The sequence below is a fragment of the Pedobacter hiemivivus genome (assembly GCF_004331685.1).
Taxonomy (GTDB): domain Bacteria; phylum Bacteroidota; class Bacteroidia; order Sphingobacteriales; family Sphingobacteriaceae; genus Pedobacter; species Pedobacter hiemivivus.
This window is the reverse complement of the sequence record NZ_SJSM01000027.1, coordinates 21,655-37,979: the sequence shown is the minus strand read 5'-3', so window position 1 is coordinate 37,979 and position 16,325 is coordinate 21,655. Positions and strand designations below refer to the sequence as shown.

Sequence of the window (16,325 nt, the reverse complement as noted above, 5' to 3'; positions counted from 1 at the left end):
CTTAGTAAACAGGCATATTTGGATCAAAAGCTTCTTGCCATGCAAGGATACCACCTTTTAAATTGTAAAGGTTGGTTAAACCCAATTGATGCTCCAATTGCATTACTGCCGCAGCGCTTCTTTTACCGCTTCTGCATTGAAAAATTACTGGTTTATCTTGTGCTATTTGATCTGCTTCGATTAAAATACCACCCAAAGGAATGTTCAGGCCATTAAGATTCGAGGTCTCATATTCAAATGTTTCCCTTACATCAATCAATTGAAAATCTTCATTGTTGTCGATCTTTTCTTTAAGCTCTTGAACGGTTATTTCTTTTATCATGTTATTCAGTTTTTTCAAAGATAATTAAATCGGGCGTCATCCTAAAATAAATGGCCGCTGTGATCTAGAATATGAAATTACACTAACAATAGCCTATTTATTTCTGTAACAACTTAATAACCCGGGCGTTTAATAGTGAAGTCTTTATTAACTTTGTTTTTTTACATCATGAATTCTATATCTCGTTTCTTTTGGTTTTGCTCTGGCGCGCACATTTCGACCCTGGCAAAACACCCAACTGAGCACAATAAATATATAGGCATTGGCGCCACCATATTCTTTACCGGACTGTTTGCAGCCCTTTCGGGTGGCTATGCCATGTACTTTGTTTTTAAAGGTGATCCCGCAGCTGTCCTTTTTGCCGTATTTTTTGGCATCATCTGGGGATTGGCCATTTTTAATATGGATAGGTATATTGTATCCAGCATCAATAAAAGCGCAAGTGCCAATAAGCAGATCTTACAAGCTACCCCGCGTATTTTACTAGCCATTATGATCGGGATTGTTATTTCTCGTCCACTAGAACTTAAAATATTCGACAAAGAAATTAAAGAACGCTTAAAGGTCAGCTACCTGAACAACCAACGTTCGCAGATCGACACCCTCAATGTCGCATTTGAAAACAAATATGCCATAGAACTAGGCAAGCTAAATGAGGCCAAAGCACAGAAGGATTCGACAGCCAACGGCATAAAATCCGACAGGGAGAAACTCAACTTTGAGATATTTGGCAATAAAACGACCGAAACATCGGGTGTGATGGGTTATGGCCCCTACGCCAAAAGAAAGGAAACAGAGCTAAGGCAACGGGAAAAGGAACTAGATACTTTAACGGCAGACGTACGTGCCCTGGAGAAGTTTGTGGATGGCCGCAAGCAGTTTGATGGCCTGATGACCGAGAAACTATATACCGGGAAGCAACTGGATAGCTTAACTAGCTTAGCCGGGTTTGCAGACAGGAATTGGGCCTTGGGACAATTGAGCTTTAACCGAGATGGAACAAGAGACATGAGCACCTATCTGGCCGTTACATTTATCGGTTTGCTATTTATTTTCTTTGAATGTCTGCCAGTTTTCGTAAAATTGATGAGCAGTAGAGGGCCGTACGACAAATCGGTAGAGAATTTAGAGCTTACGCAGATCTACCAATCGGACAAGGACCGAGAGTTCGAAACCACAGTGATTGATGGTATACAGGAAACACGAGTCTCCACCGAAACTGAAAAACGAAAAGAAATTATAAAAGGACAGGCTTACCATGACCTTAAACACCATAATTGGGAGAGCTAACCCCCATTTAAAAACAACATAATCAAACTGAACTAATGAAAAAAATTGTTTACACGCTTTTAGCACTATTATTTACCCAGTTAGCCTGGGCACAGAACATCGACAAAATCATTAACAAGGAATACGTAGACAGGCTAATAAAAACGCTGAGTAGCGACGAGATGGAAGGTAGAGCGACCTTTAGTCCCGGTATTGATAAAGCTGCAACATTTATCGAATCAGAGTTTAAAAGTATCGGACTCTTACCAATGGAAGGTGAAACTGGGTTTAGACAAAGTTTTGAAATGGACGGAAAGCCGCTATTTAACGTTGTCGGAGTAATTCCGGGAAAGTCTAAAGCCAAAGAACTAGTTATATTTTCTGGCCATTACGATCACCTTGGGATTATAAAAGCGAAGGGAGATGAGCAAGACAGTATAGCCAACGGCGCAGATGATGATGCTTCCGGCATTACGGCCATGATTGCCCTGGCAAAGTATTATAAAAAGCTAAACAACAACGAACGCACTTTAATTTTCGTGGCTTTTACGGCAGAGGAATTGGGCGGTTTTGGCTCAAAACATTTCTCGAAGAAATTGAATCCCGACGATGTAGTTACGATGTTTAACATTGAAATGATCGGAAAGGAAAGCAAGTTTGGTAAAAACACAGCTTTCATTACTGGCTTTGACAAGTCTGACTTTGGTAAAATCCTTCAGAAAAATCTAGCAGGAACGCCTTTTACTTTTCATCCTGATCCATACACCAGACAAAATCTGTTTTACAGAAGTGACAATGCCACCCTTGCTGCACTAGGCGTTCCGGCACATACCATTAGTACCGATCAGATAGATACGGACCAATTATATCACACAGTTAAAGATGAGTATAGTACCTTAGATTCGGAGAATATCCTTGCTACTGTTAAGGCGATTGCGCTTAGCGCAATAAGCATTGTAAAAGGTACGGATACACCAACCAGGATCCCTAGATTAATAGAAAAGCACGATTAAATCGCCATTTCCATTACATAATCATTCATAAGGAAACCGTTACCGATATCAAGGTCAACGGTTTCTTTTATATTAAAGCCTGCTTTTATATAGAATTCAGTCGCTTTATTGTCTCTGTTTACATTCAGTTCCAGCGATTTTCCGCCCGCTTTTCTTACCATATTTACCACTTCATTAATCAGCAGCTTACCAACGCCTTTACCATGCGCTTCGGGTAGCACATATAATTTGTGCAGTTTATAAATATGGTTAGTTGAATCGTGAATAGAAAAGCTGGCAAAGCCAAGGTCGATGTCATTCTCTTCTGCAATTAAAAAAGTATAGCCTTTTTGCAATTGTGAGAGTAATTCGCCCTTATTGTACATTTTCTCGAGCATATACTCAATCTGCTCGGCCGAAATAATATCGCCATAAGCAGCAGGCCAGGTTTTACTTGCCATCTCCTGAATACTTTCAATATCCTCTTCCTTTCCGCTTCTTAAAAGAATCATAATACTTCGCTTATAAATAAGTACTCCGTTGTAAAGTTAAACTCTACAAATCCATCATTTATAACGACAAAGTCACCATTTTCTTCTTGTCTAAGGTTGCTGGTTTCGAAATAAGAGATCACCTCGATTTTAAATATGCTGCCTTTGGGCTTCCATACTTTAAATCCGGACTTTATGGCATATGCCTTTTCCGTTTCTGTAAATACCACAATATTGATTTCGGAAATGTAACTACCCAGCTCTCTTAAGTTCGCTTTTGTATCAATCACATTAACGGCCTGATATTGCTCTGCAATCAGGAAGTCTAACACCGCATCCAACTCTTCTGTTTTAACTTCAATTACTCTTGTGTTTTCTTGAAAAGTATGATTGCCCGAAGCATTTACTACCGCATCAACTTTTAAGCCCATACTAATGGCCTTCTCGTAAACAGAATCGTTAACGATCAAAGTAGGGCTCCATTCCAATAGTTGCCCTAAATACTCTTCATTAAAAGCCCCGAATTGATGAATGTAAAGTGCCGGCTCTTGTTTTTCTCTGATGATATGGTGTGATGACATTTCTAACCTACTTTATAAACGTAGAACTTCTTATTTCTGATCGGCTGGCCCTTAATCTCCAAACAATCTCCTTTTTTGTCTCTGGTATTTTTGATTACGAAGGGTTCATCGCTTGCTTTACAAGCCTCAAAAGCTAATTTCAAACGATCGATATAAGTATCTGCATCAACTTTCCATTTCTGGCCCAAATACCAAAAATATGCCGAGACATTTCTCGTACTTCCTAACATTTTTCCGTCTAGTCGAATATGAGTTGGATTTTGCTCTTTATAAGGAAGAACTGCTTGAGTGTAAAACTCAGTAAAATCTTTGTATTCCGGAATAACCTTTATTGTGCTCATAGTTGATTTTCCCGCAATTTACATGATTTCCCATTCTTGTGATAATTTTTGAGATAATATGTTTGTTGTCTTCAGTATGAGAGCGTCATTATTAATGGATTGCAAACGTTTGCGCGGTGTTTATCTAGGCACATACACCGCTTACTTTACTACATTTTATAACTTTACATTGCGTATAAACCAAAATCTATTTACACAGATTCCCTCGCAATTAGCCATTAAACTAAAATGATGAAAATATTTTGCCGATCTAAACTTCAACGCACAGCACTGCTTGCACTAGCTTTCCCTTTACTGATTTCTGATGCACCAGCCTGGGCAGTACAAAAAACAACTGCCGCACAACAGCTAATACAACAAAATCAGAAAGTCATTAGCGCAAAGAAGGTCGGCCCAACTGTGATTGAGGTCCTGCTCTCCAACAATCAACGACTGACATTAGATTTTTATAGCGATCAAATATTCCGACTTTTTCAAGATAATTCTGGAGGAATAATGAGGGATCCAGAAGCCAAACCTGCAGCCAAAATATTGGTAGAAAACCCAAGAAGACCGGTTATACAATTAAATCTAACCGACGGAGCCAATTTGGTTACGATATCCACGGATAAGATCATTATGGAGATAGACAAGAATACCACCTTGTTAAAAATCATTAACCTGGTTACCAAGGCTGTTATTCTAGAAGAAACCACACCAACAAATTTCGAGAAAGCAGCAGTAACACTGACATTGAAAGAAAATCCTCAGGAATACTTTTATGGTGGCGGCGTACAAAATGGCCGTTTTTCACATAAAGGGAAATCAATTTCAATAGAAAATCAAAACAGCTGGACTGATGGAGGTGTAGCTTCTCCAACGCCCTACTATTGGTCCTCTAATGGCTATGGCATAATGTGGAACACCTTTAAAAAAGGTAAATATGATTTTGGAGCTAAAGAAAAGGGATTGGTAAAATTGTCGCACGAAACAGATTTCCTGGATGTATTTTTTATGATCGGCGACGGAGCTACCGCACTTTTAAATGGTTTCTATCAGCTGACAGGAAACCCAGTATTGTTGCCTAAGTTTGGTTTTTATCAAGGTCATTTAAATGCTTACAACCGGGATTTCTGGAAAGAGGATGAAAAAGGAATTTTGTTTGAGGACGGCAAACGATACAAAGAGAGTCAAAAAGATAATGGTGGCACAAAAGAATCCCTGAACGGAGAAAAAAACAACTATCAATTTTCTGCCCGTGCCGTTATTGATCGGTATAAAAAGAACGATATGCCATTCGGCTGGATACTGCCAAATGATGGTTATGGCGCCGGCTATGGGCAAACAGAAACTTTAGATGGAAATATTCAAAACCTGAAAAGTTTAGGCGATTACGCCCGGAAAAATGGTATCGAAATTGGATTGTGGACACAGTCGGATCTTCACCCAAAACCTGAAGTTAGCGCTTTATTGCAACGAGATATCCTAAAAGAGGTAAAGGGTGCCGGAGTCCGCGTATTAAAAACAGATGTAGCCTGGGTAGGTGCTGGATATTCATTTGGACTTAACGGAGTGACAGATGTGGCTCAAATCATGTCTAATCAAGGAAACAACAGCAGACCTTTCATTATATCCTTAGATGGCTGGGCCGGTACACAACGGTATGCAGGTATTTGGTCGGGCGACCAAACCGGGGGCGTATGGGAATATATTCGGTTTCATATACCGACGTATTTGGGCTCTGGTTTATCCGGACAGCCTAATATTACTTCGGATGTAGATGGTATTTTTGGGGGTAAAAACACAGTAGTCAATACCAGAGATTTCCAATGGAAAACCTTTACTCCAATGCAATTGAACATGGATGGCTGGGGATCTAACGAGAAGTATCCACAGGCATTAGGCGAGCCTATCACATCCATCAACCGAACCTATTTAAAGCTTAAATCTGAATTGATGCCCTATGCCTATAGCATTGCCAGGGAGGCGGTGACAGGTTTACCGATGATCAGGGCGATGTTCCTTGAATATCCGAATGCCTATACCAAAGGAACTGCAACTCAATATCAATTCCTATATGGACCTAATTTTTTGGTTGCCCCAATCTATAAGGCGACTAAATCAGATGAGAAAGGCAATGACATCCGCAACGGAATCTATTTACCGGAAGGGGTTTGGATTGATTACTTCACAGGAGAAAAATATGTCGGGAACAGCATCTTAAACAATTTCGATGCCCTGCTATGGAAACTTCCCGTGTTTGTAAAAAGCGGAGCAATTATTCCAATGACAAATCCGAACAATAATGTCCAGGAGATCAACAAGGGAGTTCGTACTTATGAAATTTATCCGTCTGAAAAGAGTTCGTTTACAGAATATGATGATGATGGGATAACAGAACAATACAAATTAGGTAAAGGTGTATCGACCTTAATTGAAGCTGAGGTTGAGCAGAAGAACGCTGCACTCATTACTATTCATCCTTCAAAGGGTAATTTCGATGGTTTCGTAAAAGAAAAAGCCACGGAGTTTAAAATAAATATAACGACAAAACCGAAAAAAATATCCGCTAAAATCGGAGGAAATAAAGTCAAACTGACCGAAGTAAATTCAATGGATGACTTTTTAAAGAAGGAAAACGTATACTTCTACGATGTGGCTCCTAACTTAAATAAGTTTGCAACTAAGGGAAGCGAGTTTGAGAAAGTAGTCATCGCCAAGAACCCGCAGCTTCTAGTAAAACTTGGTGCTACCGACATTACTATAAACCCAGTAAACCTCCTTATTGAAGGATTCATATATGAACCAGCAAATAAACAACTAATCTCATCTGGAAAATTGACTCCCCCTGTTAATGCCCAGATTACGGCCCATAATACAGAAGCTTATACCTTGAAACCAACATGGGAAAAGGTTAATCATGCCGATTTCTATGAAATAGATTTTAATGATATGCATTATACCACCATCAAAGACACCACGCTGTTATTTGACGGATTAACTGCAGAAACAGCTTATTCTTTTAAACTACGTGCAGTAAATAAAGATGGACATTCTGATTGGACAGAAATCAAGGCAACGACTAAATCCAACCCACTGGAGTTTGCAATCCCGGGAATTGTTGCCAAAACCACAGCCGAAAATCAAGGCGGATCCCACATCGGAAAATTGTTTGATTTCGATGAAGGCAACATGTGGCATACGAAATGGGGTACAAAATCGGTGCCTTTTGATGTGGTTCTTGATCTAAAATCAATCCATCAGCTGGATAAATTCCATTACCTACCTCGTATAGGGAAAGGAAATGGCATATTATTGAAAGGCAAGGTATTCTATAGTAACAATAAGGAAACCTGGACCACAGCCGGCTCTTTTGACTGGGCAAACAGCGACGAAGTTAAAATATTCAACTTCGCTGACCATCCATCAACGCGTTACCTCAAAATTGCGATTACAGATGGTGTGGGCGGTTTTGGCTCAGGTCGTGAATTATATGTATTCAAAGTTCCGGGAACAGAAAGTTATCTCCCTGGAGACATTAACAATGACCGTTTGATTGACAGAAATGACCTGACGTCTTATACCAATTACACGGGGTTGAGAAAAGGTGATGCCGACTTTGAAGGGTATATCAGCAATGGTGATATCAATAAAAACAACCTGATCGACGCTTACGACATTTCGGTGGTCGCCACACAGCTCGACGGTGGGTTTGGTAACCTTAAAATAGATAAAGTAGCTGGTAAATTGAATATCAGTACAGATAAACAGACCTATAACAAGGGTGAAATCATCGAAGTTAAAGTGAAAGGCACAGACCTTAAATCTGTTAATGCTTTAAGTTTTGCATTGCCATACAATCCACAGGATTATGAGTTTGTAGGAGTCCAAACATTGAACATGAAGCATATGGAGAACCTAACTTACGACAGACTGCATACGAACGGAAATAAAGCCTTGTATGCAACTTTTGTGAACTTAGGAAACAAAGAGACCTTAGAAGGCAATGCAGATCTATTTATATTGAAATTGAAAGCGAAACGGAAAGTGAAATTTGATCTTAAAGCGATTGATGGCGTCTTGGTTGACAAGAATCTAGATACTGTTAAATTCTAAAAAGATTTTAATAATCATCGTAATGACTCATAAAAAAACTCTCCAAATGGAGCGTTTTTTTATGAGTATATTCCTTAATATTACCCTATGGAAAATAGAGATCCTTATGTACCGTTTAACCATTTCCGTTTCTATGAATTAGATCTTATGCGGTTTCTAGCGGCATTGTCAGTACTGTTTTACCATTATACTTTTTTCACCACAAGGATATATTCAACACCCGAATTTGGCATAGACAAGTTGTTACGATACGGGTATCTCGGGGTAGATGCCTTCTTTATGATCAGCGGCTATGTTGTACTAATGTCTTCCATGAATAAATCCCCAAAATATTTTTTTGTTTCAAGGGTAACAAGACTATATCCTGCCTTTTGGACAGCCTGTCTGCTTACTTTCGCTATTTTATATTTTGGAAAAATAACACAACCGGGAGTTCCTGCTGCAAATTTTAAGCTGTTAGCCTATAACTTAACGATGTTACAAGGCTTTTTTGGCAAGCCAGATCTAAACGGGGTTTTCTGGACCCTTACTTATGAGATTGGCTTTTATTTTATCATCCTACTGATCGCTGCACTTAAGTTTTGGAAGAACCTTTTGCCTATTATATTACTGTGGCTGGGTTACACCTTTATCGCAGGTCCACATACCGCCAGTAATGCTTTCTACTTTTTACTGATGCCTAAGTACAGCTGTTGCTTTATTGCAGGTATGTTGTGCTATTTGCTACGTATTAAATATGCATCATCCTGGAAAATTTATCTCTTACTGACTGTATGTTACCTATTGAATATCAAGCACGATATCGTCATTATGGAAGACATGAACAATTATTATCACGATGCAAATGCATACCGCAGTTACATAATGATAATAATCGTTACAATACTTTACCTTTTTTTCCTGCTATCAGCGTTACAAAAACTGGACTTCTCCAAATTAAAACAGGTAGCTCAATTAGGTGTGCTAACTTACCCCCTTTATCTTATACACGGGTTTGGAATAGGTGCTTTTATGATTTTGGGCAACCATATAAATAAACATATTCTTTTAGCAGCTGTCACCATAGTCATGATCCTTTTTTCCTTTATCATTTATAAATATATAGAAAAGAAGGTCCAGCCCTTACTTAAATCGCTTATAACGAAGCTAATTGACTTCAGCAGCTAGCAGCTATTTATTCTCCTCTATTTGCAATACCACGCTGGTCCTTCCCGAATTTACAACAGGATTAAGTCCCACTGTCATTAGAAAATCTCCCGTATAGCTTTTGGAACTGTCAATAGATGAATTGGTCCCCGGATAAACATTCAGTTCTTTAATGCTATATTTTTTTGCTACATCCAATCCTTTAAGTTTGATTGGAAATTTGCTGCCTTCATCGTACCTGTTACTAACCAGATAATTAAACATCAATGCCTTAGTTTTATCTGTATTGACGTATGACATCGAAGCCACGCTGTTTTCACGCGGATCGGCCAGTCTGTACTGGTCTCCCTGCCAGATAACTGGCTTTACAGCATTATAAGTTTTCACCGCCTCCTGCACATATTTCAGATCATTATCCTTCAGATGGCCGATTACAATATCAAAGCCCAGTTTACCCATCATGGCCACATCAGTACGAAACTTGATGGACTGCTTACCCCAATCCGTAACATGATTTGATGAGGTAATTGAAGGATAGAAATAAGAGTTTTCCCACTGGATAAAAATACGTTCCAAAGGATCGGTGTTGTCACTTGGCCAAAACTCCGTAAAGTATTTTAACGCCGCATAATCCACACGGCCGCCACCACCTGAACAAAGCATCATTGGCACATCAGGATATTTGGCACGGATTCTTTCCAGTACTTTGTAAAGTCCACGCATATATTCGATGTAAAAATGGTTCTGATTACCTATAGTAGCAGAATACGCATTATAAATTACGGCATTACAGTCCCATTTAAGATAGGCAAGGTCCGGATTTTTAGTAAAAAGGTCATCAACTACGCCGAATACAAAATCCTGTACCTTGGAATTAGTAAGGTCCAGCACAAGCTGATTTCTGAAGTAATATTCTTTCCGCGCTGGCTGTTTAACGACCCAATCGGGATGTTTTTCATACAGGTTACTTTTAGGATTTATCATCTCCGGCTCTATCCAGATGCCAAATTTTACGCCATTGTCCTTTGCCTCCTTCACCAGTGATGATATCCCGTTTGGAAGTTTGGTTCTATTTTCTTCCCAATCACCTAGTCCAGCAACGTCACCATTACGCGGATATTTGTTGGCAAACCAACCGTCATCCAGTAAGAACATATCCACACCTAATTTTTTAGTGTCCTTCAACAATTCAAACAGTTTACTTTCGTTAAAATCAAAATAAGTAGCTTCCCAGTTATTCAATAAAGTCAGTCTTTGGCCTTTACCATCAAGAATCTTATAATTTCTGGCCCAGTTGTGCATATTCCTGCTGGCATTTCCCTTACCTGTGCTTGACAGGGTATATAAAAATGCCGGAGTTGTAAATACTTCGCCGGGCTTTAAAGTATAAGCAGAAGCAAAATTATTCATGCCTGAAATGATCTTCAGATTGTCCAGATTGTCCAGTTCTATATCGGTTCTAAAATTGCCACTATACTCCAGTGCTCCATAAAGCACAGTTCCTTCGTCTTCCGTAGCAGGTCTGTCCAGAGAAATCATAAACACAGAAGGCTGGAATAGATTGGCACGTGTACCCAGTTTAGAATCCAGCGTTTTGATCCCATGGGTAATTTTTGTTTCCTCAGAACGCATTTCTTTGGCCCAGTCCCCATAGTACTGTTTCAGGTAATAACTGCCAGCTCTCAAGTACAGATTAGCCGAAGCAAACTTATTAAGCAGCACATTGCCTTTTTCTTTATGTTTAATTACACTCCACTGCTCTACTATATCATCGGCGAAATAGGTTTTGTAATAAAGGATTACTTCAAAATTATACACCGGATCCTTTAAAAGCACACTTGTCTGCGAAACATCATCTGCTATTTTTTCCACCTTATGGCTCACATACTGCAGATCAAGCGAATTATTGCCGTCTGCATGGGTTACACTGATTGCAGGTTCAAATAGATTTCTTGATCCCGAAGGTGTATAAGCCGAGCTCAAAACGCCGGTATAATCATCTGACTGTTTATACACAGAAGGAATCAGATTATATTCAGCTGGACTGGACAACTTTTTACCGAAGTATATGGTACCCAGATTTCCTTTTGCATCAGCCTGTAATACCAAGGCGTTGCTTTTTGTTTCTATTTGAATAGTCGTTTGGGCTGCGGTATTTAATGCACTAAAGGTTATTAAAATAAACAATAAGGGCGCATAAGTATAGCATAGTTTTGTATTGCGATTCATATTAGTAAAAAAACTAACTGGTGAAATTTGTGATTTGTTTAGAGATTTCCAGATGTTGTTTTGCCCCCGCATGTTCTGCATCGAGACTCAATACCTTTAAAAATGATTTCCTGGCCTCATCTTCTGCTCCGAGTCCCAACTGGCCGAGCCCGATGATAAAGTTGCAATGGATCTTATTCCTTATGTCCAGGTCATCTTCAAAAATGAGCATATTAGGTAGTGAAACAGCGAAATAATCAATTTTTACACTGTCATTTAAATGCTCCTGCCCATAATTAACCAGACGGTTAAAAATCAGATCAGACTTCTCCAGTTCCCCCAATTTTTTCCACGCCAGCCCCTGATAGAAAATTTTATCCGGTTGCTGATCGTTATAAAAAATAGCTGCAGAAGGTTCTGTACTCCCGATGGTTGCCTTTTGGTAACATTCCATAGCTTGCTCATGCTGTCCAAGTTCATCAAAGGCACAGCCCATCAGGTAAAATATATCGTTTTCCTGTGTCCCATGCAACTTCCCTTCACCCAGGTTATGCGGATAAACCTGCGCCTGATTTAATATCTCAATAGCCCGATTATAATACCCGTCCCTAATCATTATGCCTGCTGTTTGGATCAGTGCAAATACATACTGTCCAGAAGCTTTACCTTCACCACCTTCCCATGGATGAAATTTTCTGTCGCCCAGCAACTGCATTGCTTTGGTAGGATTACCCATAAAATTATGGATTGAAATCAATTCCAGGTAAACATCATCACGCTGTAATACAGCTTCATAATTTTGCTCTAAAAATTTTAAACGTTCCTCCGGCTTACGGTTTAATCGTTTGTAAAGCTGATGAAGCTCCATCAATACACGGTCGTCTGTTGGGTCAAGTTCAAAGGCTTTTTCAAAGCACAGCAATGCCTTTTGCTGATCCTGAAGCTTATTGAAATAAGCAATCCCAAGATTTCTCCAGACAGTAGGGAAGCTATCGCCGGCTTTTGCAGAATTCTCCCAGTTACTGATCGCATCAATATACTGGCGTTTATCATAGAACAAATTACCTAGATAATAAGGCGCTTTGGAATCCTCCGGATTAAGTTTGATGGCCAACTCCAATACTTTGATCTCCTCTAACCTGTTTGGAAAACAAAGATAAGAATCTGCAGAAGCCGCCTTTTCAAGCCATTTTGATGCCTGCACTGCATTTCCTGAATAATGGCTGAATGATGCCAGGTGATAATAAACCAAAGGATGCGTTGAGTTTCCTTTAATCGCGTGACCAAGCAAATCCGCCGCTTCATGATATAACCCAGCAGCCGCATAATCCAACGCATAGGCAATAAAGTTTTGTTCATATCCTCTCGACAATCTGATCAGCTCATCCAGTGCATTACCGCATTCGGCAGGTTTACCGGTTGATCCGTAAACCAAAGAAAGCTCGTATAATGAACCAAGATTAAAAGGATCTCTTTCCAGTGCAGCCAGCGAAACCGCAATTGCTTTGTCGTACTGACTGGTTTTTCTGTAGGCCGCAGCCTTAACTACATAAGCCTTGCTGTTATTCGCATTAAAATCCAGTGCCAGATTGATGTGTTCAAGTGCCAGTTGATCGTCGCCCCTGGCTAAATCAATCTGAGCTACGGAAAAATAACCACTGTCTTTCCAGGCATTGCTCCAGGTAGACTTGTAAAAAGCTTTATAGGCTTCATCTGGCTGATCCTGGAACATCAAACACAAGCCCAGATTATAATAAGCTTCGGTATCATAAGGATTTGGGTTTCGCTGTATGCTGGTTGCTATCGCTTTTCTAAAAAAATCCTCACTTTTAGCAAACTTCCCTCTTCGCAAATACCATAATCCTAGTGCATTGTTACAACGGATATCCTTCGGATCCCGTTTTAATGCTTCTTCGTAATATGGTACCGGACTATAAGTGGCGTGTCGATATTGTTCCAGATGCTGGCCAGTCAGAAATAATTGTTCATTATTGTCAGTATCTTCCGGTGCTACTGCAGGTTTTGCTGGCTCAGGAATCTCATTGATCTTATTGCATGCAGCTTCATACCTAAGCAGTTCCTTACCTTTTTCAGAAGTGATCACCAGTAGTAATTTGTTTTCTTCTACTCCCTCAGGAATATTAACCGTACGGCTATACACTTCTTTTGGATCGATACTGATCTGTTCTTTAAACAACTCCTTTCCCAAATAACTGAGACGAATATTGATGTGCTTTTGAAAAGAAGTCACATAAATTTTTAGTTCGACCAGATTCCCTTTTGTATCAAAGGCCAGTAAGACATCCTTAGTTGCATTCTTGACCACGCCAAGATCCCTGTAAGGCATAAAGTACTGTGTAAAGGATTTCTCTTCATTTGGCATTAACCAGGTAAAATCAGGCTGATTATCAGTAAACATACCGGTCATGAGTTCTATATAAGGCCCGTCTTCGTCGGTCAGATTTCTATCCCATGCCTGTCCAAAATCACTGTGTCCCCAGGTCCATTGTTTTTTACCCGGAGAAACATGGTGATTCGCCACATGAAGCAGGCCTGCCTTTGAATCATGCTCATAGCCACCTACAAAATCATAATCTGAATTGATGGCCATATACGACGTCGGAACCGGAATATTCTTGTACATCGAGATGTCTGTGCCCGGAGAATAATCGACTTTATAATAAGTTCCTGTAGCAATTGGAAAAGTAGACACGTCACGTTTACCATGATCATATACAGCATTTACATCGGGAGGAAACACAGATTGATAGTAGTCATTGACCTTAACTGCCGGATTGGCCCACCATAAGAATGTTTGCGGCAGACTGGACCGGTTGAGCAATTTGGCTTTGATTTCTATATAAGCCTTGTCCGGATGTAAAGTAAAACCAGCCAGTCCTTTGGTATGAAACATTTGCTCCACCTCATTTACCCACACCGTTTTACTTCCGTCTTCATTTTCCTCAATCTTGTAATCAATGGGCGCAAATGTACTCGGGCGATGGTGCTGAGGCCAGTTAAATTCTATACCACCTGAGATCCATGGACCTGTAAGCCCTACCAAGGCAGGTTTGATCACCTGGTTGTAATAGATGAAATGTCTTTGTTTTATTTTATCATATGCCATCTGGATCCTGCCACCAAGTTCAGGTAGGATCATGATCTTCAGGTATTCATTCTCTAAAAACAACCCCCTATATGACTTGTCTACTTTTTCATCATAGATCTTTTCAATAACAGGATTTGGGTACACTACCCCGCTGCTTCCCTGGTAAATGCGTTTTTCAAAGAACATAGGATTCTTTTCGGGCTTACCTATACCATAAGTTGGTATCATAACCTCCTCTTCCCAAACGTTTACTTGTAATGTCTTCATTGTTTATTTGGTATAATAATGATGTACTATTTTGCGCTTATCCTCCGCCCATAAATGCGCTAGCCCGGATAATTTTATATTTATCAAACCCGGCTTAAAGCTGCGAAAGGAACATTAATGTCTGATCAGGTTATCTTCCAATTCTTCCAGCGTCTGCCCTTTAGTTTCCTTTACTTTTCTAAGTACAAACAGAAACCCCAGGAAGCAGATCACTGCGTATAGGTAAAAAGGTCCGTATGCCCCCAGCTTTTTGGCGAGGATGGGAAAAGTGAATACCAAAATAAAGTAAGCACCCCATAGTGAAACGATAGCCACAGAAGATGCGACACCTCTGATCTTATTGGGAAAAATTTCCGATATCAATACCCAGGTTACCGGGGCCAGCGAAATAGCATACATACTGATGGCCAGTAATACAAAAATGGAAACCATGCCTGCCGGATAATGATTTTGCAGCATAAAAGCCAGAATAATATATACTACAGACAGACCTAAAGATCCAATTAGCATCAGCGGACGGCGACCAAGCTTATCGACCTGCCACATAGCCAATATGGTAAAAACAAGGTTTACAATTCCGATCGCCACAGTTTCAAACAACTGTCTGTCCAGGTTAGCTCCTACAGACTCGAAAATGGTAGAAGTATAATTGAACACCACATTGATCCCGCAAAATTGCTGAAAGACAGCCAGCGTAATCCCGATAGCTACAGCCGGGCGGACACTTTTATGAAATACGTCTTTGTAAGACTGTTTAGTATTACCTGTAAGCGATTTGCGTATAGCTTCAGTCGTGTTTTCCATAAACGTAACTGAACCTATTTTATTTAATACCTTCCTAGCCTGCTCATCCTGTCCATCTTTTAACAACCAGCGCGGACTTTCAGGGAGCCAAATCACGCCTATCAGGAAGATGACAGAAGGTACAGTACCCAAGCCAAACATCCATCTCCAGGCATCCGGCCCGGTGTCAGCCAGAAAATAATTGACCAGATTTGTAACAAGGATACCGATAACCACCGTTAACTGGTTGATGGCAACATTCCTCCCCCTTACTTTGGCGGGCGACACCTCTGCTATGTACATCGGACAAAGCATAGAGGCCATTCCCACACCTATTCCGGCAGCAAATCGCATCACTACAAATAAGGTGAGGCCGGATGAAACTGCAATACCAACAGAGGAGATCGCAAATATAATTGCGGCAAGCATGAGGCCTGGTTTCCGGCCATATTTGTCAGCAAGATTGCCAGCTAAAAGACAGCCTACTATACATCCCAAAGCCAAAGACCCTGTCAGGAATCCCTCCCATACAGGATCAAGCATAAATTGCGTTCTTAAAAAAGGCAATGCGCCGGATATAACAGCGAAATCAAATCCAAAAAGGTATCCACCCAAAGCCGATATGAAGGAAATGCCAATAATATAACCGCTATTAAACGCTTCTGGTTCTTTGTTCATTTTGTCTATATTTGATTGAAATAAAATTGAGATTTTTGTTCAT

General features: G+C 40.1%; 11 protein-coding genes. 4 read left to right on the top strand and 7 right to left on the bottom strand.

Annotation, left to right across the window (positions count from 1 at the left end):
* Position 1: 1 nt before the first annotated feature.
* Positions 2-319 carry a rhodanese-like domain-containing protein gene (locus EZ444_RS23930; RefSeq protein WP_090785787.1) on the bottom strand — a complete coding sequence of 106 codons (318 nt, stop codon included), beginning with the start codon at positions 317-319 and terminating at the stop codon, positions 2-4.
* Between the two features lie 171 nt (positions 320-490).
* On the opposite strand from EZ444_RS23930, the gene EZ444_RS23925 reads away from it, so the two are divergent.
* Together EZ444_RS23925 and EZ444_RS23920 are read left to right on the top strand one after the other, a co-directional pair.
* Positions 491-1,612 carry a DUF4407 domain-containing protein gene (locus EZ444_RS23925; protein ID WP_131612120.1) on the top strand — a complete coding sequence of 374 codons (1,122 nt, stop codon included), beginning with the start codon at positions 491-493 and terminating at the stop codon, positions 1,610-1,612.
* A 35-nt stretch (positions 1,613-1,647) separates the two neighbouring features.
* On the top strand, positions 1,648-2,604 hold the full coding sequence (locus tag EZ444_RS23920) for a M28 family metallopeptidase (protein WP_131612118.1): 957 nt from the start codon (positions 1,648-1,650) through the stop codon (positions 2,602-2,604).
* On the opposite strand, the gene EZ444_RS23915 is transcribed toward EZ444_RS23920, so the two are convergent.
* Genes EZ444_RS23915 through EZ444_RS23905 form a run of 3 tightly spaced genes read right to left on the bottom strand, consistent with a single transcriptional unit; the run spans position 2,601 to position 3,996 of the window.
* Positions 2,601-3,095: a GNAT family N-acetyltransferase gene (locus EZ444_RS23915; protein ID WP_131612116.1), complete on the bottom strand. Its 495-nt coding sequence runs from the start codon at positions 3,093-3,095 to the stop codon at positions 2,601-2,603. The two genes, EZ444_RS23920 and EZ444_RS23915, sit on opposite strands and share 4 nt — an antisense overlap.
* A complete protein-coding gene (locus tag EZ444_RS23910) occupies positions 3,092-3,655 on the bottom strand; it encodes a thiamine pyrophosphokinase (RefSeq protein WP_131612114.1) in 564 nt (187 codons plus the stop codon). The genes EZ444_RS23915 and EZ444_RS23910 overlap by 4 nt, the downstream gene beginning before the upstream one ends.
* 2 nt (positions 3,656-3,657) lie before the next feature.
* Positions 3,658-3,996 (bottom strand): hypothetical protein, encoded by a 339-nt coding sequence (locus tag EZ444_RS23905; protein ID WP_131612113.1) that lies wholly within the window; start codon positions 3,994-3,996, stop codon positions 3,658-3,660.
* A 228-nt stretch (positions 3,997-4,224) separates the two neighbouring features.
* Between EZ444_RS23905 and EZ444_RS23900 the strand changes: the two genes are divergently transcribed.
* Positions 4,225-8,091, top strand: coding sequence for a TIM-barrel domain-containing protein (locus EZ444_RS23900; RefSeq protein ID WP_205945343.1), 3,867 nt, complete (start codon positions 4,225-4,227; stop codon positions 8,089-8,091).
* 87 nt (positions 8,092-8,178) lie between these two features.
* Positions 8,179-9,258, top strand: coding sequence for an acyltransferase family protein (locus EZ444_RS23895; protein ID WP_131612111.1), 1,080 nt, complete (start codon positions 8,179-8,181; stop codon positions 9,256-9,258).
* 3 nt (positions 9,259-9,261) lie between these two features.
* Here the strand turns inward: EZ444_RS23895 and EZ444_RS23890 are convergent, their stop codons facing one another.
* The 3 genes from EZ444_RS23890 to EZ444_RS23880 all read right to left on the bottom strand — a co-directional run bounded on the left by EZ444_RS23890 (position 9,262) and on the right by EZ444_RS23880 (position 16,282).
* Positions 9,262-11,466, bottom strand: a complete 2,205-nt coding sequence (locus EZ444_RS23890; RefSeq protein ID WP_131612109.1) for an alpha-galactosidase — start codon at positions 11,464-11,466, stop codon at positions 9,262-9,264.
* A 13-nt stretch (positions 11,467-11,479) separates the two neighbouring features.
* Positions 11,480-14,821, bottom strand: coding sequence for a DUF5107 domain-containing protein (locus EZ444_RS23885; protein ID WP_131612107.1), 3,342 nt, complete (start codon positions 14,819-14,821; stop codon positions 11,480-11,482).
* 114 nt (positions 14,822-14,935) lie between these two features.
* The gene (locus tag EZ444_RS23880; protein ID WP_131612105.1) at positions 14,936-16,282 is read right to left on the bottom strand and encodes a sugar porter family MFS transporter; all 1,347 of its coding nucleotides are present in this window, start codon (positions 16,280-16,282) and stop codon (positions 14,936-14,938) included.
* Between the last annotated feature and the right edge of the window lie 43 nt (positions 16,283-16,325).